Origin of the sequence: Amphibacillus sp. Q70 (assembly GCF_052055485.1) — a bacterium.
Lineage (GTDB): Bacteria > Bacillota > Bacilli > Bacillales > Amphibacillaceae > Amphibacillus.
Map to the genome: position 1 here is coordinate 2,749,210 of NZ_CP197171.1, position 20,947 is coordinate 2,770,156.

Here is a 20,947-nt window from a genome sequence, read left to right on the forward strand (position 1 = left end):
AGATCTTCGACTCATTATTGGTACGATCTTTTTCATCTTCTTTTTGGACACGCACTAAAACAGCTTGTGAGGAGAGAGTAAAATGTTGAAAGTAAAAGATTTTTCAGTCTTATTATTTGTGATAATTATCATCATCATGCTAATTATTCCTTTACCTGGATGGTTATTAAGTATTCTTATTTTAATGAACATCTCTTTATCTCTTATTGTCATATTGGTTGCGATGAATGCAACTGAACCCCTGCAATTTTCAGTTTTACCTTCATTATTATTAGTTATAACGCTGTTTCGTCTAGGCTTAAATGTCTCAACAACACGTTCTGTTTTAGCTGAAGCTGATGCAGGTAATGTAATTGATACATTCGGAACTTTTGTTATCGGGAGTAATCCTTTGGTCGGTTTTGTTGTCTTTGTTATTTTAGTTATTGTGCAGTTTTTAGTTATTACTAAAGGTAGTGAGCGGGTATCAGAAGTTGGTGCTCGATTTACTTTAGATGCAATGCCTGGTAAACAAATGAGTATTGATGCTGATTTAAATGCTGGATTAATCAATGAGCAACAGGCAAAGGAACGAAGAAGTAAAATTGAACGAGAAGCTGATTTTTATGGTGCAATGGATGGGGCTAGTAAGTTTATTAAAGGGGATGCGATTGCCAGTATCATTATTGTGATCATTAATATTGTTTTTGGTATCATCATTGGTATGCTTCAAATGGGGATGGACTTTAATGAGGCGATTTCGACGTACATGAATTTAACAGTCGGGGATGGCCTTGTAACACAAATCCCAGCCCTATTGATTTCGACGGCAACTGGTATTATTGTAACAAGAGCTGCTTCAGAAGATAACCTAAGCAGTGATGTTACCACACAATTATTGCAATTTCCTAAGTTACTATACATAGCTAGTGGGACGATATTTCTGTTAGGCTTAACGCCAATTAACTTCTGGTTAACAACAGCTATTGCTATTATTTTATTTGTCGGAGCCTTCCTGCTCGACAGACCTGTGCAAGAACCAGTGGTTGACCAAGCAATGGTCGAGGACGAGGAAGCAACTAAACAAATGGAATCACAGGAACATGTTGTTGACCTTATTAGTATGGATCCGATCGAATTTGAATTTGGCTATTCATTGATTCCACTTGTTGATACAAGTCAGGGTGGTGACCTGATGGATCGGATTGTCATGATCCGTAGACAGTTAGCGATTGAATTAGGCGTTGTTATTCCTGTTGTTCGAATACGTGATAATATTCAATTAGCACCGAATGCCTACCAGTTAAAAATTAAAGGGAACGAAGTAGCGAATGGTGAATTAATGTTGGACCATTATTTAGCTATGACACCTGGGATGGATCAAGATGATCTCGAAGGTATTGAAACAACTGAACCTGCTTTTGGCTTACCTGCCAAGTGGATTAGTGAAGATATTAAAGATGAAGCAGAATTGTCTGGATACACTGTTGTTGACCCTCCTTCAGTTGTCTCGACACATATAACAGAAGTGATCAAAAAACATGCTCACTTATTACTGGGTCGTCAAGAAACCAAACAGTTGATTGACCATCTAAAAGAGTCCTATCCTATCTTAGTGGACGAAGTGACACCAGAACCATTGAGTGTTGGTGATATCCAAAAGGTATTATCTAAGTTATTACGCGAACAAGTATCGATTCGTAATTTACCAGTCATTTTTGAAACGTTAGCTGATTTTGGGAAAATGACGAATGATCCAGAATTATTAGGTGAGTATGCAAGACAATCATTGGCATCACAAATTACTAAACAATACACGGCTGATTCAAGGTCATTGCGAGTTATTACGGTTTCTGGTGAAGTAGAGCAAATGATTGCTGATCATGTGCAACAAACCGAGCATGGTAACTATTTAGCATTAGATCCAGAAAGTCAGCAGAAAATTATTGGTTCAGTAACTGAAAAAATAGATAATGTGTCATTGCAAGAAGAGATTCCAATTATTTTATGTTCACCAACCATTCGAATGTATATGAAACAATTGCTAGATCGCTTCTTTCCAGATGTGGTTGTTTTATCTTATAATGAATTAGAACCAGATCTTGATGTTCAAAGTATTGGGGTGGTGAAAGCAGGATGAAAGTAAAAAAGTATATTGCACCTAGTATGCCAGAAGCGCTCGATAAGGTGAGGACTGAGTTTGGTGAGGAAGCTGTTATTTTAAGCTCAAAAGAGATTTATACAGGTGGCTTTTTAGGCCTATTTAAAAAAAGAAATATTGAAGTTGTTGCAGCAATTGAACCACAAACGACTAAATCAAACCCAATTGAGAAAAAGAAACGGTCAAAACCAACTAGTCAATTTAAGCCAAAAATGATTGAACAAGAATCAGATAAACAACAACAAATTGTTCTAGAAGAGTTAAGATCATTAAGAAAGTGGATGGAGAAAACATCAGATGACACAGAGCAAAGCTTCCCAGTCGCTTTTCAATCGATTAAAGAGTTACTAATCTCCCATGAAGTTGAGGATAAGTTAGCTGATCAAGTGATCGCTAATGTTCTTGAACAAGGAAATCAACAAGATTTAACTTTGGAAGAGGCTAAACAAGCGGTAGAAAAATATTTAATTGAGCTTTTTACTGAATTTAATTGTGGGGCATTTGATTATCAGAAAAAATTTATTCATCTTGTGGGTCCAACAGGCGTTGGTAAAACAACAACAATTGCTAAATTGGCTGCAAATAGTATGATTAAAGATAATAAAAAAGTTGCTTTAATCACAACAGATACGTATCGAATTGCGGCAATCGAACAATTAAAAACATATTCAAATATATTAGATATTCCATTAGAAATTGCTTATACAATGGAAGATTATCAAAAAGCCCGTTTGAAATTTCAAGAATATGATCTTGTTTTTGTTGATACTGCTGGACGTAATTTCCGTGACCCAAAATACATTGCGGAATTAGGTAAAGTGGTTGATCTTGAACATGAAATTGAAACTTACTTGGTTTTATCTTTAACAACGAAAGCCCGAGATTTAACAACACTTTTCAATCAATTTAAGGCTATTCCATTAAAGAAACTGATTTTCACTAAATCTGATGAAACAGCTTCTTATGGAGCGGCTTTAAATTTAGTCTATAGACAACAAATTGGGATTGGTTATTTAACACATGGTCAAAATGTACCAGATGATATTAGCGAAGCTAGGCCAACTTTGTTAGCTAATTTATTAATGAAGCCGAATGATGACCATGTTTAATGATCAAGCAGCAAGTCTTCGTCGAACAATGAAAAGAATGAATAATAGAGAACAGCAAGCTAAGACCATTGCTGTAGTTAGTGGTAAGGGTGGCGTTGGTAAATCCAATTTTACACTGAATTTTGCCTTAAAACTAAGTGAACACAAAAAGTCAGTTTTAATTATCGATTTAGATATAGGAATGGGAAATATTGATATTTTACTAGGTTTACAAGCAAAATATTCAATTGTCCAAATGTACGAGAATGATTTATCAATTCATGATATTATAGAAGCAGGTCCAAATTCTATTTCATATATTGCAGCTGGATCAGGACTTGCTAAAGTATTTAGTATGAATGATGCAATGCTTAATTATTTTCTAGCTCAATTTAGTGAGATTACGTGTGAATATGATTATATTTTTTTTGATATGGGTGCTGGGGCAACAGATGATAGTTTATCCTACATACTTGCTACTGACGAATGTATTGTTGTTACAACCCCAGAACCAACAGCAATGATGGATGGATACGCCATGATCAAGCATATTTATCAAAAGAATCCATTGCTTCCGTTTTATTTACTGATCAATCGTGCAGATTCAATTAAAGAAGGCAAGCAAGTCATTGAAAGACTTCAAAAAGTATCGGAACATTTTTTATCAAAGTCAATCACAGCCTTAGGTGTTTTGCCCTATGACAAAAAGGTACCGAAAGCTGTCATTTCTCAAGTTCCTTTTACTCTATATGATCCACAAGCTCAAGCATCTAGAGCTATTGATCAAATCGTAACACAATACTTAACAGATACCATAAACCTTGATAAAAAAGCTCCGTCATCATTTATTACTAAACTGAAAAGATTTATCGCAGATTAACTGGCTGTAAGCTCCCTCTTTAAGAATAAGCGAAGAACTAGGTAGGCCAAGTAAGGGATCAACAGCCAGTAAAAGCCCGAATGGTTCATCTACCAATCAGTGGCAAGCCCCCACTGATAGGAGATTCACTTTATCGCAGATTAACTGGCTGTAAGCTCCTTAGTTAAAGAGGAATCGAGAATGATCCTCTTTAAGAATAAGCGAAGAACTAGGTAGGCCAAGTAAGGGATCAACAGCCAGTAAAAGCCCGAATGGTTCATCTACCAATCAGTGGCAAGCCCCCACTGATAGGAGATTCACTTTATCGCAGATTAACTGGCTGTAAGCTCCTTAGTTAAAGAGGAATCGAGAATGATCCTCTTTAAGAATAAGCGAAGAACTAGGTAGGCCAAGTAAGGGATCAACAGCCAGTAAAAGCCCGAATGGTTCATCTACCAATCAGTGGCAAGCCCCCACTGATAGGAGATTCACTTTATCGCAGATTAACTGGCTGTAAGCTCCTTAGTTAAAGAGGAATCGAGAATGATCCTCTTTAAGAATAAGTGAAGAACTAGGTAAGCCAAGTAAGGGATCAACAGCCAGTAAAAGCCCGAATGGTTTATTTAACAAAACACCACTGATTGAAGGTTCATTTTAGCGCAGAAAGGTAGATGAGTGTGGAGAAGATTAAAGTACTAGTGGTTGATGATTCTGCCTTTATGAGGAAAATGATTACAAATATATTAGCATCACATTTTCGAATTAATGTAGTTGGCACAGCTCGGAACGGTATTGATGCTTTAAAGAAAATTGATGATTTGAAACCTGATGTCATTACATTAGATATCGAAATGCCAGAAATGGATGGGTTAACAACTCTAGCAAAAATTATGAAAGATAAGCCGCGACCTGTGATCATGCTTTCTAGCTTAACTCAAGAAGGGGCAGATAAAACACTTGAGTCAATGGAACTAGGTGCAGTTGACTTTATCGCGAAACCTTCTGGTTCTATATCACTAAACATTAAGGAGAAAGAAGCCGAAATTATAAGTAAGGTCCTACAAGCAACCAAGGCTAAAGTTGATCTCATTAAAGGGTCAGCAGACCGGGAATACGTCAAATCAGTACATGGTAAAATAGCAACAGGTCTAAAGAAAGACAAGCACTATATTATTGGGATTGGAACCTCAACAGGTGGTCCACGAGCGCTTCAGCAGGTTGTCACAAGACTACCTGAGAACATACCCGCTCCGATTGTCATTGTTCAGCATATGCCTGCTGGTTTTACAGAATCTTTAGCTAAACGCTTAGACCAATTATCCCATGTCTCTGTTTGTGAAGTAAAAGATGGTGAATGGTTGAAAAATGGTACAGCTTATATTGCACCAGGCGGTTATCAATTTAAAGTCATTGAAACAACTAAAGGCTTACAAGCAAAGGTTTTAAAAGAAGAAAATAGAAATGGCCACCAACCATCTGTTGATGTCTTATTTGAATCTTTGGCAGAACTCCCAAGGCATCAATTATTAGCCGTAATAATGACTGGAATGGGTGCTGACGGTGCAAATGGTTTAATTGAAATGAAAAAGAAAAAGCAAAATACAATCATTGTGTCTGAGGCTGAGGAAACATGTATTGTTTACGGTATGCCTAAAGCTGCTGAAAAAACAAATTTAGTTGATTTTGTTGTTAAATTACCAGATATTGCAGATGCGATTGTAAATCAATTGAAAATCAGAGGTGAATAAGATGGAAGTAAATGAATACCTTGATGTTTTTATCGAGGAAAGTAAAGAACATATTCAATCTTTAAATGATCATTTATTAGAATTAGAGAAAAACCCTGAAAATATTGAAATTGTTAATGAAATTTTCAGATCGGCCCATACACTAAAGGGAATGTCCGCTACAATGGGTTATCAAGACTTAGCTGATTTAACTCATAATATGGAAAATGTTCTCGATGCCGTTCGAAACCACAAGTTAACCTTAAATGCTGATATTGTTGATATTATTTTTAATGCAGTTGATGCATTGGAATCAATGATCATTGATATCATTGATGGTGGTGAAGGAAAAAATGATGTGACAGCATTGATTAACAAACTTAATGCAATTGGAAATGGTAAGCAGAGTCCTTCGAATGCTTCAAGTCAGTCGGAGTCATCAACCAGTGAATCAGGTAATATTCAAGCTGAACTAGATCAATTTGAATTAACGGTTTTACAACAATCGAAAGAAAAAGGTTTCAAGAATTATCAAGTGACCGTTCAATTGCAAGAAAGCTGCCTTTTAAAAGCAGCTCGCGTTTATATGATTTTTGAAATTTTTGAACAGATTGGTGAAGTGATTAAATCAACCCCAACCGTAACTGAGTTAGAAGATGAAAACTTTGAATTTGATTTTACTGTTATTTTAGTCACACAAGATACAACGGATGCTGTCGAACAAAAAGTTATGAAAGTTTCTGAGATTGAAAAGGTAACTGTCACCGAATTAGATATTGAGCAAAATATTGGCGAGGGTGAAGTTGAGTCTCAATCTGATTCAGAAGAAGAAAACGATGTGGCGGAAGAAACCAATGGAGAAAAGACTAAATCGAAACAGCAGATCACCAGCAAAACAATCCGGGTTAACATTGATCGTTTAGATGCACTGATGAATTTATTTGAAGAGTTAGTGACTGATAGAGGTAGACTTGAGCAAATTGCTGATACGCTAGGTAATACAGATCTTCAAGAAACAGTCGAACGTGTGACGCGCATTTCAGGAGACTTACAAAATATTATCTTAAATATGCGTATGGTACCTATTGACCAAGTTTTTAATCGCTTTCCAAGAATGGTACGTCAGCTGACTAAAGAGTTAAATAAAAACGTAGATTTACAAATTGTTGGTGCAGAAACAGAACTTGATCGGACGGTTATTGACGAAATTGGTGATCCACTTGTGCATTTAATTCGTAACGCCTTGGATCATGGGATTGAAACACCAGAGGTTCGTAAGGCAAATGGGAAAAATGAAAAAGGAACTTTAAAATTAAGTGCTTACCATAGTGGGAACCATGTGTTTATTGAGATATCAGATGATGGTGCAGGTATTAATCGAGATAAGATCATTAATAAAGCTGTCTCAAAGGGTTTAACGACAAAAGAACAAGCAAATAGTTTCACAGATCAACAAGCCTATCAATTAATTATGGAAAGCGGGTTCTCAACTGCAGATAAGATTTCTGATATTTCAGGTCGAGGCGTAGGCTTAGATGTGGTTAAGAATACGATAGAATCGCTAGGGGGGTCTATCTCAATTGACTCTACCTTACATGAGGGATCAACTTTCTTGATTAAATTACCATTAACTTTGTCGATTATTTCAGTTATGTTGACAGAGGTTCAAGAGGAAACATATGCTATTCCATTATCCTCTATTATTGAAACGGCTATTGTACATAAAAAAGAAATTATGTCAGCCCATAATAAACAAGTAATAGACTTTAGAGGAAAGGTTGTCCCACTCGTTTCATTGAAACAAGTGTTTAATGTTCCAGGGGAAGAAAGGGAAGAGGATTATTACTCTATTGTGATTATTCGACAAGGAGACAAAATGTCTGGGTTGATTGTTGATTCATTCATTGGTCAACAAGAGGTCGTGTTAAAATCACTAGGTAATTACTTAACAGATATATTCGCTATATCGGGAGCTACTATACTTGGTGATGGACAAATTTCATTGATCGTAGATACTAATGCACTCATAAAATAGTAGGGAGGTAATCTCATTGGTAGAGATGGCAACAGATAATATGAAGTCAATTGTATTTCAATTAAATAATGAAGAATATGCAATGCCGGTTAGTCTAGTTGGTTCGATTGAACGGATGATGGATATGACAAGAATTCCTGGGACCCCTGATTTTATCAAAGGCGTTCTAAATCTCCGGGGCGTGGTTACACCTTTAATTGATCTGAGAGCACGTTTTGACTTTGATGAAAAGGAATACACTGAGCATACTCGAACCATTATTATTCAACATAAAAATATGGATGTGGGTTTAATAGTTGATGCTGCATATGATGTGATTGATATTCCTAAAAATGCTATAGAACCAGCGCCAGAGGTTGTTGGATCAATTCATATTGATTATATTGATGGCGTGGCTAAGTATGGTGACCGATTACTTATTTTACTGAATATCGATGAAATTCTATCTAAAGATATATTAGAAAATACAGTTGATCGTCAAGAAAAGCTGGTGTGAGCATGTCTATTTTTGATTCTTTAACAGAGGGACAGTTGGATGTTTTGAAAGAAGTCGGTAATATCGGATCAGGGAATGCAGCGACTTCACTTTCCATGCTTTTAGGTCATAAAATCGATATGAAAATACCAGCCGTCCGTGTCGTAGATTATAATGAAATGATGGATTTAGTCGGTGGACCTGAAACATTAATTGCTGCTGTTTTCTTACGTATAGAAGGCGATACTCCAGGTAATATGTTCTTTGTTTTGTCACCTGAAGAAGCGAGTAATTTTGTTAAACAAATGACAGGCCAGGCTAACTTCTCAGTTTCAGAACCACCTCATGATGAAATGGCACTTTCTGCATTACAGGAGGCAGGGAATATTTTAGCAGGTTCCTATCTATCAGCATTATCAGACTTTATTGAACTTTCATTACAGCCATCGGTGCCGATCTTAACTATTGACATGGCAGGAGCCATATTAGCCGAGGGTTTAATGGAACTCTCACAGGTTAGTGATTATGCCATTATCATTGAAACAATTATTGATAATCATAGTGAGAACAAGCAACAAATCAAAGGTCATTTCTTTTTATTACCAGATCCAGATTCATTTTCAAAAATATTTAATAAATTAGGTGTGTCAGACCAGTGAAAGTCATTGAAAGTAAAGCTATAAAAGTAGGGATTGCTGATTTAAAATTTGTTAAAGCTCCAGATACGATACGGACCTCAGGTTTAGGTTCATGTGTAGGTGTCGTTGTATATGATGCAACAATAAAAATTGCTGGTTTAGCACATGTCATGTTACCAGACTCTCAATCAGCAAAGAAGACCGATTTCAATCAACATAAATATGCGGATACCGTTATTCCAACTTTAATAGATACACTGTTAAATCAAGGGGCAAGAAAATTTGCTCTAAAAGCAAAGATTGCTGGAGGGGCACAAATGTTTTCCTTTAGTTCTAAAAATGACATGTTGCGTGTTGGGGAAAGAAACGTAGAAGCAGTCAAAGGGGTGCTTGACGAGTATCGTATCCCCATTATTTCTGAAGATATCTACGGAAGTAGTGGCCGGACGATTGAATTTTCACCAGAGACATCAATTCTCCACATTCGGACTGTGAGTCAAGGAGCAAAGGAAATATAATCAATTTCCATATTTTCAAAGAAATAAATTAGTGATCGAATGATGATGAAAGCGAGGCGATTGGAATGATTGATCAAGAAACATCTATCGATCAACTTTGGGAAAACTGGAAGGAAAAAGGAAGCGCGCAAGCAACCAATCAACTCGTTGAACATTATTTATATCTAGTTGATTACCATACTCAGCGTATTTCCAGTCATTTGCCAAGAAATATCCAGCGTGATGAGATCAGAAGTTTGGGTTTGTTTGGTTTATATGATGCTTTGCAAAAATTTGAATACGAACGAGAGTTGAAATTTGATACTTATGCTTCTTTTCGAATTCGCGGTGCAATTATGGATGGACTAAGAAAAGAGGACTGGCTTCCTAGATCGACAAGAGAAAAAGCGAAAAAAGTAGATCAAGCATCAAGCGAATTAACCCAAAAGTTACAAAGAAAACCATCATCGACAGAAATTGCTGATTATTTAAACATGGCTACTGATGAAGTAGAAACCAGTTATAAAGATGTTTTATTTGCAAATCTTTTATCGATTGAACAAAAGACTGGTGATGATTCAGAAGACCATAAAGAAGGAATCGGTTATAAAATTATCGATAATCAGCAATTATCACCAGAAGACCACCTTTTACAGGAAGAAAATTATTTAGAATTAGCAGATTCGATCAAACAATTAAATAAAAATGAACAATTGGTGATTAGTTTATTCTATCACGAAGAATTAACATTTACGGAGATCGGGCAGGTTTTGTCTTTAACCACATCACGAATTTCCCAAATTCATAAACAGGCTATATTTAAGTTAAAAGAGGCTTTATCCTAAAATAGTTTATTTCTCATCCAGTTAAGCTTAGTTTTTTCGGTAAGACTGAGCGTCATTATTTTAGTGATGAGAGCAGTGACTATCGTATAAATCTAGTTCAATGATTAATTAATGGGTTGGGAGACTAAATTTTTGTTGATTTTAATTGACTTCCACCAAAAAAGGGAGAATGAATGATGTTAGATTTGAATGATCATTTTATAATGCTTATATCTGAAGATCAAATGGCCGCATCCATTCAATTAATTGAAGACTATAATGTGGGCGATATTACTGAACAAGATATTAAAGATTGGCTTAAAAGTAAGAAAGTGATCTTTGGTCTAAATGAAGAATCCATAAAAAAAATAACGGACGAATTTGAGCCAGCATTATTTCCAATTAAAATTGCTCAAGGTGAAGAACCAGAACATGGAATTGATGGAACAATTGATTTTGTTTGTGATCGGGATGATTATTTTAATATAGATGAAAAGCGTGATTTTCGTGATATTAAAAGAATTCCTTCCTTAGAAGAGCATGAAAAAATCGCCGTCATCACAGATCCGATTCAAGGGAAAGCTGGCTACACTGTTTTCGGTAAGAAACGACCTTTTAAAAAAGCTAGACCCGTCAAAATGAAAGCTGGTAAAAATGTTATTTTTAATAAAGAGGAAAATACTTTTTATGCAACCGTAGTCGGAAAACTGAGCGTAACGGGTCAGCAAATAAATGTGCACGATACATATGAAATTAATGAAGATTTATCAATGAAAACAGGGAATATAAATTTTGTTGGTTCTGTTATTATTCGTGGTAATGTTCCAGCGGGATATCGAGTTGAGGCTGAGGGAGATATTCATATTTATGGTCTGGTTGAAGCTGGTTTTATCAAAGCAGCTGGAAATGTCACAATAACAGAAGGAATTGCTGGTTTAAAAAAAGGCACCATTGATGCTGGCGGTGATGTAAAGATCGGTTATATTAACCAAGCTAAAGTAGAAGCAGAAAATAATATTATTGTGCAAAATTCAATTATGCATAGCCATTGTGTTGCTAAAGAGCACATCTATTGCCATTCAGGTAGTATTATTGGTGGTGTTTGCTCAGCTGGAGTTACCATTCAAGCTAATGAAGTCGGTAATAAAATGGATACGAAAACAGAAATATCAATTGGAGTAGACCAAGAGCAGTTTCAACAGGAAAGTCAGCTCAATGTAGCCAAGAAAACATTGCTAAATGAAATCAATAAACTCAAAAAACTTGGCGACAACCTCGAAAGAAAAGCGAAAACAAGTCATGGTTTATCATCAAAAGAGCGAATTTTACTTTTAAAACAAAAAAATACAATGCAAGTTACTAAAGGCAAACTGGCTAAGATTGAGGAACAAATCGAATCACTTAAAGTACAAATTGGTGATGAAAACAAAGCGCGATTAATTGTAAAAAAGGCGATTTATCCTAATGTAGACCTTCGTTTTGGTAAGTATCAAAAGACAACCGATACGATTTATAAATATACTCAGGTGTATATAGAAGAAGGGGAAATTGAAATAAAATCTCTTTAAAATGTGTGTGTTCAAAAGGGAAAGTAAAACTTGATGGATCATTTACACTGAACTTTTTGAACATCCTCTTAAAGTTGGAAGGGTGTGTTCACTGTGAGTTGGAAAGCGGTTGAGATGCAAGTTGCACTGCCACGAACTCAAGATGCGGGTCGAATACAAGAACAAATTCAACAACGAGGACGATTTATGCAGGATGTGATTTCCCAGACTCAGTTACAGTCAGAAGAAATAAAGCGCAGAACCGTTTCAGATTTAGAGCAAGGCTATAAGTTAAAAAATGATCAACGTAAAAAGGAAAAGTCGAAATCAAATTTAAAATCAACAGCAAAGAAATCAACGCAGTCAGAGTATCAGATGAAAGTCGAACATCCGTATTTAGGCAAAAGCATTGATTTCAATGGTTAAGAGGGATTCCAATATGTATTATATATTATTATTAATTAGTTTTCTGATTCATATACTTACCTTTGTGATGATTAGGCAGTTAAAAGTAAAATTGGATCAGCCAAATGAAAATAAAAAAGTGTTAGCTCAACAACAAAAGCAAATCGAAGAGCTTTTGGCCGTTTATTTATTAGAAATAAGAGAAGAAAATGAAAAACTACTTGACTTAATCAATAAGGGGCAACAATCCGCTTCACAAAAAGACTCAAAAAGTGAGGCACCACTTACCCAAAATGAGTCCGAATTAAATGCAACAACTGAAAAGTATCAAGACTATCAACCCATCGTACCAGATGAAGAAGACATTGTTGAACAGTCATTTGCAGCTCAAGTCCTTTCTTTAGCTGAACAAGGCTATACAGCTGAAACGATCGCTAAAAAATTAAATTGTGGAAAAACAGAAGTAGAATTATTATTAAAGTTTCAGCAAAAGCAAAAGAAATAAAAAATATTATCCCCTTTGTGTCATTAAAACCTTAAAAGTAGATCGAGGCTGTGAAAGGGTAGTATGTTCCTGGAAAAATGTTTACCCTCCTAGTTAGAGTGCTCGAATACATTCGAATTGGAACTAAACATGTGAAATCGTTAGGTTAGCTGTGAGCATCGACATGACATTACCGGAGCTGGCTTTTTGCAACAGCTCCTTTCTTTATGATTTCTTGTTGTTTAAGGTCAAGCGTTTATCACAGATAACTATCCGTAAAACTCGCGGCAACAGTGGGTTACTCGTCCCACCGAAAATATCTGGGTTTGCGGTTACTCACCCTATCGAAAGGACTTGGGACTGGGGCTCAGAATAAGTAAGACACTTATTCTTACGATGCAAATGCTTCGTAACTTTCCTTTGTGTGATGACTCGCTCCACCGAAGACACTTGCGGTTCCTTGCCCTACCGGAACCCTATGCATGGCTTACACCCTGTAGGTTGAACACCCACTGATTGAAGTTTTGTTTTTTTGTTTACATCTGTTTTGACAAGAAGAACCAGGAAGTCCAGATGGAGATAATAATGACAGAAACTAAAATTCTGATCAATTCAATTGAGGTTAAAATGACAATATTAAATTGCATCAATGCTGTTAGCACGATCAGAACAAACAATACGATACATATAGAATAATACGTCCCTTTCTGTTTAATAGCTTTTGTTCGTTCGTCTTTATGCTTAAATTGTGGATAAAGATAGCTTATAATAAAGGCCATATATGCTAACGCTCCCCAATTCAACAATTCTATGATTGATACAGTATCTGTTGTTATTGAAGAAATCAGCCTAATGATAAAAATAAATAAAAGCAGTACACTCACTACAGTGAACCTCTTTTGAGAGACCATTCATTTACCTCTCCTTTCTTCATTCATAAATTTCTTTAAATCTTTACTTTCTAAAGTAAAGATGTCTTCTACAGGTTTGTTAAAGATCCTTGCTAATACTAATGCTAATGGAAGAGATGGATTATACCTTCCTTTTTCAATTGAAATAATGGTTTGTCTGGATACATTTAGTTTAGTTGCTAAACTATCCTGCGAGTAACCTTTTTCTTTTCTAAGTTCCATTAAATTGTTTTTCAATTATTTCTTTCCACCTTTTGTGAAGGACTACATATTTTATTTAACTTCATTGTATAGTAACGCTTTTTTGATGTCAAGCTTACTTTACGTTAAGGAAGCTTGACACTAAAATTCCTTATGATTAATGCATTAATCATTCTACAGTCTGAAATATTTCATCAAGATAGGATATTTCAAAGGAGAAAAGCACATGAGCAATCTTGTTCCCGGTCAAGAAGAGACAGTTTAAAAAGGAAAGGTGCTCAAAATGTCTAATCAATGCATATTTGCTGTAGATTTATTTCGTAAATGCCTTGCTTGTCACCACTCATTGTGATATAGTTGCTAATGGTGTTAAATACACACGCTTATGGATCGTAGAAAGGGTGCTAATGGGAATAGTATTCATTAGTTTTTCTAGCAAAATGAAGTAAGCGGAGGAAAAACCAAATTAGGAGGAAAATAAGATGGCAGTTATTTCAATGAAACAACTACTTGAAGCTGGTGTACACTTTGGACACCAAACACGTCGTTGGAATCCAAAAATGAAAAAATACATTTTTACGGAACGAAACGGCATTTATATCATTGACTTACAGAAAACTGTAAGAATGGTAGATGAGGCATATAACTTTATTAAAGAAGTTGCTGAAAATGGAGGTACTGTACTATTTGTCGGTACTAAAAAACAAGCGCAAGAATCAATCAAGGATGAAGCCATTCGTTCTGGTCAATATTATATTAATCAACGCTGGTTAGGCGGAACACTAACAAACTTTGGTACAATCCGCAAACGTATAAACCGTTTGAAAGATATCGAGCGTATGGAAGAAGACGGTACGTTTGATGTATTACCTAAAAAAGAGACTGTTGACTTATTAAAAGAAAAAGCTCGTTTAGTTAAGTTTTTAGGTGGCATCAAAGATATGAAAAATATTCCTGATGCGTTATTTATTGTTGATCCACGTAAAGAACGTATTGCTGTTGCAGAAGCAAATAAGCTAAATATTCCAATCGTTGGTATTGTGGATACAAACTGTGACCCTGATGAAATTGATTATATCATTCCTGCTAATGATGATGCTATTCGCGCTGTTAAATTACTAACTTCAAAAATGGCAGATGCAATTTTAGAGGTTAAACAAGAAGAAGAAATCGAAGAGGTAGAAGTAACAGAAGAAGAAGCCCCAGCTGAAGATACAGCTGTTGAACAAGAATAACAAAGGTTGCAGAGGTGATAAGAGGGGAACCTTTTATCACCTTTTTTGCCAGAAAAGAAAGAATAACTTCTTTCTGACTATATAAGTATAACCAACATAGTTTTTATCTACATCTATTGGGAAATACTGAGTTTCCAAACAATTATTTTTTTGATAAAAATGAGGAGGAAAGATAAATGACAGTAACAGCAAGTATGGTAAAAGAATTGCGTGAAAAAACAGGTGCAGGGATGATGGATTGTAAAAAAGCCTTGCAAGAAACAAATGGAGACATGGATCAAGCGGTTGATTATCTACGTGAAAAAGGAATTTCAAGTGCGGCAAAGAAAGCAGATCGTGTTGCTGCTGAAGGTGCTGCTTATACATTAATTGATGGTAATACAGCTGTTTTATTAGAAGTAAACTGTGAAACAGACTTTGTTACGAAGAATGATCAATTTAAAGAACTTTTAGATGAATTGGCAAAACACTTGCTGGCTCAAAAACCAAGCCATGTAGAAGAAGTATTAGCCCAACCTCTTCATGGCGATGGAGATACAGTGGAAACATATATTAATAAAACGGTTGCCAAGATTGGTGAGAAAATTACCTTACGTCGTTTTGTTATCGCTGAAAAAACTGATGCAGATGCTTTCGGAGCTTATATCCATATGGGCGGTACAATTGGTGCCTTAGCTACTGTAGAAGGTACAACAGACGAAGCCTTCGCTAAAGATATTGCTATGCATATTGCTGCGGTGAACCCTCAATTTGTCTCACGCGATGCTGTTGATGCAGAAACTGTTGAAAAAGAAAGAGAAGTTTTAAAACAACAAGCACTAAACGAAGGTAAACCAGAAAAGATTGTTGAAAAAATGGTTGAAGGTCGCTTAGGTAAATTCTTTGAAGAAATTTGTCTATTAGAACAAAATTTTGTTAAAGATCCAGATGTTAAAGTGAAGCAATTATTGGCTGATAAAGGGGCGACAGTTCAAGCCTTTACACGTTACCAAGTTGGTGAAGGTATCGAGAAACGTGAAGAAAATTTCGCTGAAGAAGTACGAAGTCAAATGAAAAACTAAACTACTCAATGTAACGGTAGTGTGAAAGAAGGGAGCACATTGTGTTCCCTTTTCTTGCACAACCAGTTCTTTTAATGATTGATCATTTTTGCTAAAGTTGTGAAACTGAAATGACCCACAAGCTTTAAAATATTAAAAGGCTAGAGTGTTATTTTACTACAAGAATTGTTTCCTATTAAAAGTTAGTGTAAGATATAAGTAAATTCTACATAATGGAGGTTAACATGACGAAAGCGCACTATAAAAGAATTGTACTAAAATTAAGTGGAGAAGCACTTAGTGGTGAACTTGGCTACGGCCTTGAACCTAAAATTGTTCAATCCATTGCCCGTCAGGTAAAGGAAATTGCCGATCTAGGTACTGAGATTGCCATTGTAGTTGGTGGAGGAAACATCTGGCGTGGTAAAGTAGGTAGTGAAATGGGGATGGATCGTGCAAATGCTGACTATATGGGCATGTTAGCGACAATCATGAACTCATTAGCTCTACAAGATAGTTTAGAGAATCTTGGTGTTGAAACGCGAGTTCAGACATCAATAGAAATGCGACAAGTCGCAGAACCGTATATTCGGAGAAAAGCAATTCGCCATTTAGAGAAGAAACGTGTAGTCATTTTTGCTGCTGGAACTGGAAATCCTTACTTTTCTACAGATACAACTGCTGCTTTACGGGCTGCTGAAATAGATGCTGAAGTCATTTTAATGGCCAAGAACAACGTTGATGGTGTCTACACAGCAGATCCACAAATTGATCTTAACGCGAAAAAATATGAACGACTCACTTACATGCAAGTGCTGAATGAAGAATTAGGTGTGATGGATTCAACCGCATCGTCATTATGTATGGATAATGATTTACCTCTATTAGTTTTTTCAATTTCCAAGGAAGGTAATATTAAAAAGGCCGTTTTAGGTGAAAAAATCGGTACTATTGTAAAGGGGAAATAAAAATGTCAGAAGCAATTATTAAAGATATTCGACAAAAGATGGAGCAAGCCACTCAGTCCTTTTCTAAAAATCTAGCTACTGTTCGTGCGGGACGTGCTAATCCAGCTATTCTAAATAGTGTGGTAGTTGATTACTATGGTGCGCCGACGCCATTAAACCAATTAGCGACGATTTCAGTACCTGAAGCCAGATTATTAATGGTGTCACCATTTGATAAATCATCAATTGGTGATATCGAAAAAGGCATTCAAAAAGCTGATTTGGGGCTAGCCCCATCTAGTGATGGAAATGTTGTTAGGATTTCAATTCCAGCATTAACCGAAGAACGTCGTAAAGAACTTGTGAAAGTGGTGGGTAAGTTTGCCGAGGAGTCTAAAGTTCAAGTTCGAAATATTAGACGAGAAGCAAATGATCAATTGAAAAAGGCTGAAAAAGATGGAGATTTGACTGAAGATGATCTGCGTCATGCTCAAGATGATGTTCAAACTGAAACAGACAAATTTATCGATCAAATTGATTCTCTTGTAGAACAAAAAGAAGCAGAAATCATGGAAGTTTGATTGTTACAAAAAAGTAGTGATTAGATAAAAGTAAATATGATTAAAGGCGAATGATTCTAAATCATTCGTTTTTTTTTATGTTCTCATAAATAAGTTATAGTAAGGATTTTATCTAAATCTGAGCGATAAAAGTATTGATAAATAATATAAATTTATTGATAAACGATAAATAATGTTATATGATAAAATCAATGCTGATAAATGTGAGGTGTTTTTATGAAACTTAGACCGACCTTTTTCTTAAAGATTACGACACTGATCATTGCTTTGATCATGTTAGGCTGTCTCGCTTTTTTCGTGCCTCATCTTGTTGATAGGGCTACTGAAGTCAATCCTGCGTATGCGTATTTGAAAATTCCAGTACTAATAGGTCTTAGCTTGACTGCTATTCCATTTTATTTTGCGCTTCTGCAAGCCCTTAAGCTGATCCAGCTCATTGAAATCAATCAAGCTTTTTCAAAACAATCGATTAAGGCGTTAGATAATATTAAGAAAGCCGCCATTGTCATTCTTGGCTTATACATTATAGGCTTGATTTTACTTCTTATAATAAACGCTCTACACTTAGGGATTGCAATTATGGGTTTAGTCATTATTTTTGTTACTGTTGTGATTATTTTTTTCACTTCTGTCCTTCTGGAATTATTAACTCATGCACTTAAAATAAAAATAGAAAATGATCTAACAGTTTGAGGTGATGGAGATGGCGATCATAGTCAACATTGATGTCATGTTAGCCAAAAGAAAGATGACTGTGACTGAACTAGCAGATAAAGTCGGTATTACAATGGCTAATCTTTCAATATTAAAAAATGGCAAAGCGAGAGCTATTCGTTTTTCAACATTAGAGGCGATTTGTCATGCATTGGATTGTCAACCCGGTGATATTCTTGAATATAAAAGTGACTGATCCATCATTAGCAGTAAACAAAATAAACTGAAAAAAAGGAATGATAAGATAGTTCCACTTTTACTTATTGGAATCATTGGTATGGCTACGGTTATATTGTATAGAAAGGCGATCGTGGTTCAGATTGGCAGTCACAATAGGTGGGTAAAGATATTGATGAATGTTGAATGGTTTCAGGATTATCGGCTAGCTGGGATCTTCTTATTTGTCATGAATGCTGTTTTATTTTTTCAACAGGTTTAATCATTTACATATTGACTTCTTTTCTAATTCCATATCTCCATTTGCTTATAATGTTCTTAGCCGTGTGTGCTAGCAGTTATTTATGGGGTATAATAAATCATGCTTGGCAAGGTGAGAAAGGAAATCACCTGAAGTTGGCACTAATAGGTAGTAGTTTTCATGTAATCTTGACGGTTATTCTTATCTATATAACCTAGGTGAAGACATTTTTATGAGAACGGCGGGCTTTGCTTTTACGGGTATAGTTTCCTTAGTGGCTTCGATAGTTTGTTTGGTAATTGTAGGGAACTCTAAAAGTAATTCTATACAGTAAAAGTAAAAAATAGCACGAAGTAGACGTTTTAAAATCTTCAGTTATACAGTAAGGATAGGAATAGATTTTGGTAGATTGCAAATCGTAGAAGTTGATTGTATTTTCGTTAACTTGACAGCAAATCGCCGAACTTGATTGTATTTTCGTTAACTTGATTGCAAAACGCCGAACTTGACTGCAAATCGCAAAAGTTGATTGTAAATCGTGGAAGTTGATTGTAAATCGTAGAAGTTGATTGTAAATCGTAGAAGTTGATTGCAAATCGTGGAAGTTAACTGCAAATCGCCGAACTTGACTGCAAATCGCAGAAGTTGATTGCAAATCGCCGAACTTGACTGTATTTTCGTTAACTTGACTGCAAATCGCTGAACTTGACTGTATTTTCGTTAACCTGACTGCAAATCGCCGAACTTGACTGTATTTTCCCAAACTTGATTGCAAATCGCAAAAGTTGATTGCAAATCGCGTAAGTTGACTGCAAATCGAGGAGGTTGACTGCAAATCGCAGAAGTTGTCCGCGAATCATGGGAATTCATTAAATACTTGCATAGAAGTAAAAACTCCAGTAAGGGTGAGTATTCGCACTAAGGAAAGCAGCGAGATATTTGCTTAGAAAAATCAGTACTTTCCTTATTTTGAGTCCTGAAATTTTATGCTAAAAGCCTTAGTTTTACTTATCCGATTAATGATAAAATCGTATCTTTTCTGATTGCACTAGCATAAATGTTTTTCTTATTTTGAGTTTTAGTCCTAAGAAAGTTGTTTGGTGAATTAGGAATGTTAAAGTTTTAAGGATTAGAAAACTTATATTCATTTAAAAGGACGGATGCAAGTTTTTCTGATAATCAAAGTTTACTAGTGATTCTTAAGACATAACATGGTAAACTGTTAAAAGATATTCAAAGATAAAAATGATCGATAGTATGGAATATCAATTAAAGCTAGTTTGATTAATGAAATGAATGATACGAACTGGACACTTATTGTTAAGAGAAAATCAATTCTTTTAATGTGTTAACGGTTCGTTCACTGTTATTAGGTCACTGTTTAGTTATGGAGGAAAAACGATGGCATTTAAGAAATGGCCTTTTATGAATAAAAATAAAACCATTGAAGAAAAAGATGATAAAATTAAGATTATACCAGACCATGTGGCTATTATAATGGATGGTAATGGACGCTGGGCGCGTCAACGAGGATTACCTCGTATTGCTGGACACAAACAGGGAATGGATAATGTTAAACGAATTGTTGAAGTTGCAAATTCCTATCAAATCAAAGTTTTAACAATGTATGCATTTTCGACAGAGAACTGGAAAAGACCAGAAAAAGAAGTAAATTATTTAATGAAACTGCCTAATGATTTTCTGAATGTGTATTTACCTGATTTAATTGAAGAGAATGTGAGAGTACAAATGATTGGTCATTTTGAACAATTACCATCACACACGAAAAAAGCTGTACGCCGTGCGATTGATCAAACCAAGCATAATACAGGTTTAATTCTTAATATTGCAATGAATTATGGTGGTCGCTCTGAGATGGTTGAAGTGGTCAAATCAATCGCCGAGGATATTCGCCAAAATCAGATTGATGTTGATCAAATTGATGAGTCACTGATAAATGATCGTTTATTTACTTCTCATTTACCTGACCCGGATTTATTAATTCGTACAAGCGGAGAAATAAGGTTAAGTAATTTTCTCTTATGGCAACTTGCTTATACAGAATTTTGGTTTACTGAAGCTTATTGGCCATCATTTTCTGAACGTGAATTTAGAGAAGCATTACTCGCTTATCAACAGCGTAAAAGAAGATATGGTGCTTTATCATAGTAGGGGAAGGTG

22 protein-coding genes are annotated in these 20,947 nt (G+C 35.5%); 20 read left to right on the forward strand and 2 right to left on the reverse strand.

What is annotated here, in order from left to right; translation table 11 throughout:
- The first annotated feature begins 85 nt into the window (after window positions 1-85).
- The 12 genes from flhA to ACS127_RS12275 all read left to right on the forward strand — a co-directional run bounded on the left by flhA (window position 86) and on the right by ACS127_RS12275 (window position 12,740).
- Entirely contained in the window at window positions 86-2,119 is a 2,034-nt protein-coding gene (gene flhA / locus ACS127_RS12220; protein WP_440898130.1) for a flagellar biosynthesis protein FlhA, read from the forward strand.
- The gene (gene flhF, locus ACS127_RS12225; RefSeq protein ID WP_440895324.1) at window positions 2,116-3,249 is read left to right on the forward strand and encodes a flagellar biosynthesis protein FlhF; all 1,134 of its coding nucleotides are present in this window, start codon (window positions 2,116-2,118) and stop codon (window positions 3,247-3,249) included. The genes flhA and flhF overlap by 4 nt, the downstream gene beginning before the upstream one ends.
- Entirely contained in the window at window positions 3,236-4,108 is an 873-nt protein-coding gene (locus tag ACS127_RS12230) for a MinD/ParA family protein (RefSeq protein ID WP_440895325.1), read from the forward strand. The genes flhF and ACS127_RS12230 overlap by 14 nt, the downstream gene beginning before the upstream one ends.
- A 650-nt stretch (window positions 4,109-4,758) precedes the next feature.
- On the forward strand, window positions 4,759-5,835 hold the full coding sequence (locus ACS127_RS12235) for a protein-glutamate methylesterase/protein-glutamine glutaminase (RefSeq protein WP_440895326.1): 1,077 nt from the start codon (window positions 4,759-4,761) through the stop codon (window positions 5,833-5,835).
- A gap of 1 nt (window position 5,836) precedes the next feature.
- Window positions 5,837-7,849, forward strand: coding sequence for a chemotaxis protein CheW (locus ACS127_RS12240; protein ID WP_440895327.1), 2,013 nt, complete (start codon window positions 5,837-5,839; stop codon window positions 7,847-7,849).
- A 16-nt stretch (window positions 7,850-7,865) separates the two neighbouring features.
- A complete protein-coding gene (locus tag ACS127_RS12245) occupies window positions 7,866-8,345 on the forward strand; it encodes a chemotaxis protein CheW (RefSeq protein WP_440895328.1) in 480 nt (159 codons plus the stop codon).
- Between the two features lie 2 nt (window positions 8,346-8,347).
- The gene (locus tag ACS127_RS12250) at window positions 8,348-8,983 is read left to right on the forward strand and encodes a chemotaxis protein CheC (protein ID WP_440895329.1); all 636 of its coding nucleotides are present in this window, start codon (window positions 8,348-8,350) and stop codon (window positions 8,981-8,983) included.
- Complete coding sequence (locus ACS127_RS12255; RefSeq protein WP_440895330.1) at window positions 8,980-9,480, forward strand: chemotaxis protein CheD; 501 nt, start codon at window positions 8,980-8,982, stop codon at window positions 9,478-9,480. Before ACS127_RS12250 ends, ACS127_RS12255 begins: the two co-directional genes overlap by 4 nt.
- 65 nt (window positions 9,481-9,545) lie before the next feature.
- Window positions 9,546-10,304, forward strand: a complete 759-nt coding sequence (locus ACS127_RS12260; protein ID WP_440895331.1) for a FliA/WhiG family RNA polymerase sigma factor — start codon at window positions 9,546-9,548, stop codon at window positions 10,302-10,304.
- A 176-nt stretch (window positions 10,305-10,480) separates the two neighbouring features.
- On the forward strand, window positions 10,481-11,851 hold the full coding sequence (locus ACS127_RS12265) for a DUF342 domain-containing protein (protein WP_440895332.1): 1,371 nt from the start codon (window positions 10,481-10,483) through the stop codon (window positions 11,849-11,851).
- A 93-nt stretch (window positions 11,852-11,944) separates the two neighbouring features.
- A complete protein-coding gene (locus ACS127_RS12270; RefSeq protein WP_440895333.1) occupies window positions 11,945-12,256 on the forward strand; it encodes a hypothetical protein in 312 nt (103 codons plus the stop codon).
- A 13-nt stretch (window positions 12,257-12,269) separates the two neighbouring features.
- Complete coding sequence (locus ACS127_RS12275; protein ID WP_440895334.1) at window positions 12,270-12,740, forward strand: DUF6115 domain-containing protein; 471 nt, start codon at window positions 12,270-12,272, stop codon at window positions 12,738-12,740.
- A gap of 515 nt (window positions 12,741-13,255) precedes the next feature.
- On the opposite strand, the gene ACS127_RS12280 is transcribed toward ACS127_RS12275, so the two are convergent.
- Window positions 13,256-13,603, reverse strand: coding sequence for a hypothetical protein (locus ACS127_RS12280; RefSeq protein ID WP_440895335.1), 348 nt, complete (start codon window positions 13,601-13,603; stop codon window positions 13,256-13,258).
- 27 nt (window positions 13,604-13,630) lie between these two features.
- Window positions 13,631-13,867: a helix-turn-helix transcriptional regulator gene (locus ACS127_RS12285; RefSeq protein ID WP_440895336.1), complete on the reverse strand. Its 237-nt coding sequence runs from the start codon at window positions 13,865-13,867 to the stop codon at window positions 13,631-13,633.
- A gap of 446 nt (window positions 13,868-14,313) precedes the next feature.
- On the opposite strand from ACS127_RS12285, the gene rpsB reads away from it, so the two are divergent.
- From rpsB to ACS127_RS12325, 8 genes are all read left to right on the forward strand, one after another.
- Entirely contained in the window at window positions 14,314-15,066 is a 753-nt protein-coding gene (gene rpsB, locus ACS127_RS12290; RefSeq protein ID WP_440895337.1) for a 30S ribosomal protein S2, read from the forward strand.
- Between the two features lie 176 nt (window positions 15,067-15,242).
- Window positions 15,243-16,127 carry a translation elongation factor Ts gene (gene tsf / locus ACS127_RS12295; RefSeq protein ID WP_440895338.1) on the forward strand — a complete coding sequence of 295 codons (885 nt, stop codon included), beginning with the start codon at window positions 15,243-15,245 and terminating at the stop codon, window positions 16,125-16,127.
- 224 nt (window positions 16,128-16,351) lie between these two features.
- Window positions 16,352-17,074, forward strand: a complete 723-nt coding sequence (gene pyrH, locus ACS127_RS12300; RefSeq protein ID WP_440895339.1) for a UMP kinase — start codon at window positions 16,352-16,354, stop codon at window positions 17,072-17,074.
- A 2-nt stretch (window positions 17,075-17,076) separates the two neighbouring features.
- Window positions 17,077-17,634, forward strand: coding sequence for a ribosome recycling factor (frr, locus tag ACS127_RS12305; protein WP_440895340.1), 558 nt, complete (start codon window positions 17,077-17,079; stop codon window positions 17,632-17,634).
- Window positions 17,635-17,850: 216 nt separating this feature from the next.
- Complete coding sequence (locus ACS127_RS12310) at window positions 17,851-18,327, forward strand: DUF2975 domain-containing protein (protein ID WP_440895341.1); 477 nt, start codon at window positions 17,851-17,853, stop codon at window positions 18,325-18,327.
- Window positions 18,328-18,337: 10 nt separating this feature from the next.
- Window positions 18,338-18,544: a helix-turn-helix domain-containing protein gene (locus ACS127_RS12315; protein ID WP_440895342.1), complete on the forward strand. Its 207-nt coding sequence runs from the start codon at window positions 18,338-18,340 to the stop codon at window positions 18,542-18,544.
- Window positions 18,545-18,625: 81 nt separating this feature from the next.
- On the forward strand, window positions 18,626-18,787 hold the full coding sequence (locus ACS127_RS12320; protein ID WP_440895343.1) for a hypothetical protein: 162 nt from the start codon (window positions 18,626-18,628) through the stop codon (window positions 18,785-18,787).
- A 1,380-nt stretch (window positions 18,788-20,167) separates the two neighbouring features.
- Window positions 20,168-20,935: an isoprenyl transferase gene (locus ACS127_RS12325; RefSeq protein ID WP_440895344.1), complete on the forward strand. Its 768-nt coding sequence runs from the start codon at window positions 20,168-20,170 to the stop codon at window positions 20,933-20,935.
- Window positions 20,936-20,947 lie beyond the last annotated feature (12 nt).

Excerpts from the sequence above, each read along its gene's own strand:
- ACS127_RS12315 (WP_440895342.1), top strand. The coding sequence starts at position 18,338 with ATGGCGATCATAGTCAACATTGATGTCATGTTAGCCAAAAGAAAGATG.
- rpsB (WP_440895337.1), top strand. The coding sequence starts at position 14,314 with ATGGCAGTTATTTCAATGAAACAACTACTTGAAGCTGGTGTACACTTT.
- tsf (WP_440895338.1), top strand. The coding sequence starts at position 15,243 with ATGACAGTAACAGCAAGTATGGTAAAAGAATTGCGTGAAAAAACAGGT.
- ACS127_RS12275 (WP_440895334.1), top strand. The coding sequence starts at position 12,270 with ATGTATTATATATTATTATTAATTAGTTTTCTGATTCATATACTTACC.
- ACS127_RS12230 (WP_440895325.1), top strand. The coding sequence starts at position 3,236 with ATGACCATGTTTAATGATCAAGCAGCAAGTCTTCGTCGAACAATGAAA.
- ACS127_RS12325 (WP_440895344.1), top strand. The coding sequence starts at position 20,168 with ATGGCATTTAAGAAATGGCCTTTTATGAATAAAAATAAAACCATTGAA.
- pyrH (WP_440895339.1), top strand. The coding sequence starts at position 16,352 with ATGACGAAAGCGCACTATAAAAGAATTGTACTAAAATTAAGTGGAGAA.
- ACS127_RS12310 (WP_440895341.1), top strand. The coding sequence starts at position 17,851 with ATGAAACTTAGACCGACCTTTTTCTTAAAGATTACGACACTGATCATT.
- ACS127_RS12240 (WP_440895327.1), top strand. The coding sequence starts at position 5,837 with ATGGAAGTAAATGAATACCTTGATGTTTTTATCGAGGAAAGTAAAGAA.
- ACS127_RS12320 (WP_440895343.1), top strand. The coding sequence starts at position 18,626 with ATGGCTACGGTTATATTGTATAGAAAGGCGATCGTGGTTCAGATTGGC.
- flhF (WP_440895324.1), top strand. The coding sequence starts at position 2,116 with ATGAAAGTAAAAAAGTATATTGCACCTAGTATGCCAGAAGCGCTCGAT.
- ACS127_RS12250 (WP_440895329.1), top strand. The coding sequence starts at position 8,348 with ATGTCTATTTTTGATTCTTTAACAGAGGGACAGTTGGATGTTTTGAAA.
- frr (WP_440895340.1), top strand. The coding sequence starts at position 17,077 with ATGTCAGAAGCAATTATTAAAGATATTCGACAAAAGATGGAGCAAGCC.
- ACS127_RS12260 (WP_440895331.1), top strand. The coding sequence starts at position 9,546 with ATGATTGATCAAGAAACATCTATCGATCAACTTTGGGAAAACTGGAAG.
- ACS127_RS12265 (WP_440895332.1), top strand. The coding sequence starts at position 10,481 with ATGTTAGATTTGAATGATCATTTTATAATGCTTATATCTGAAGATCAA.
- ACS127_RS12235 (WP_440895326.1), top strand. The coding sequence starts at position 4,759 with ATGAGTGTGGAGAAGATTAAAGTACTAGTGGTTGATGATTCTGCCTTT.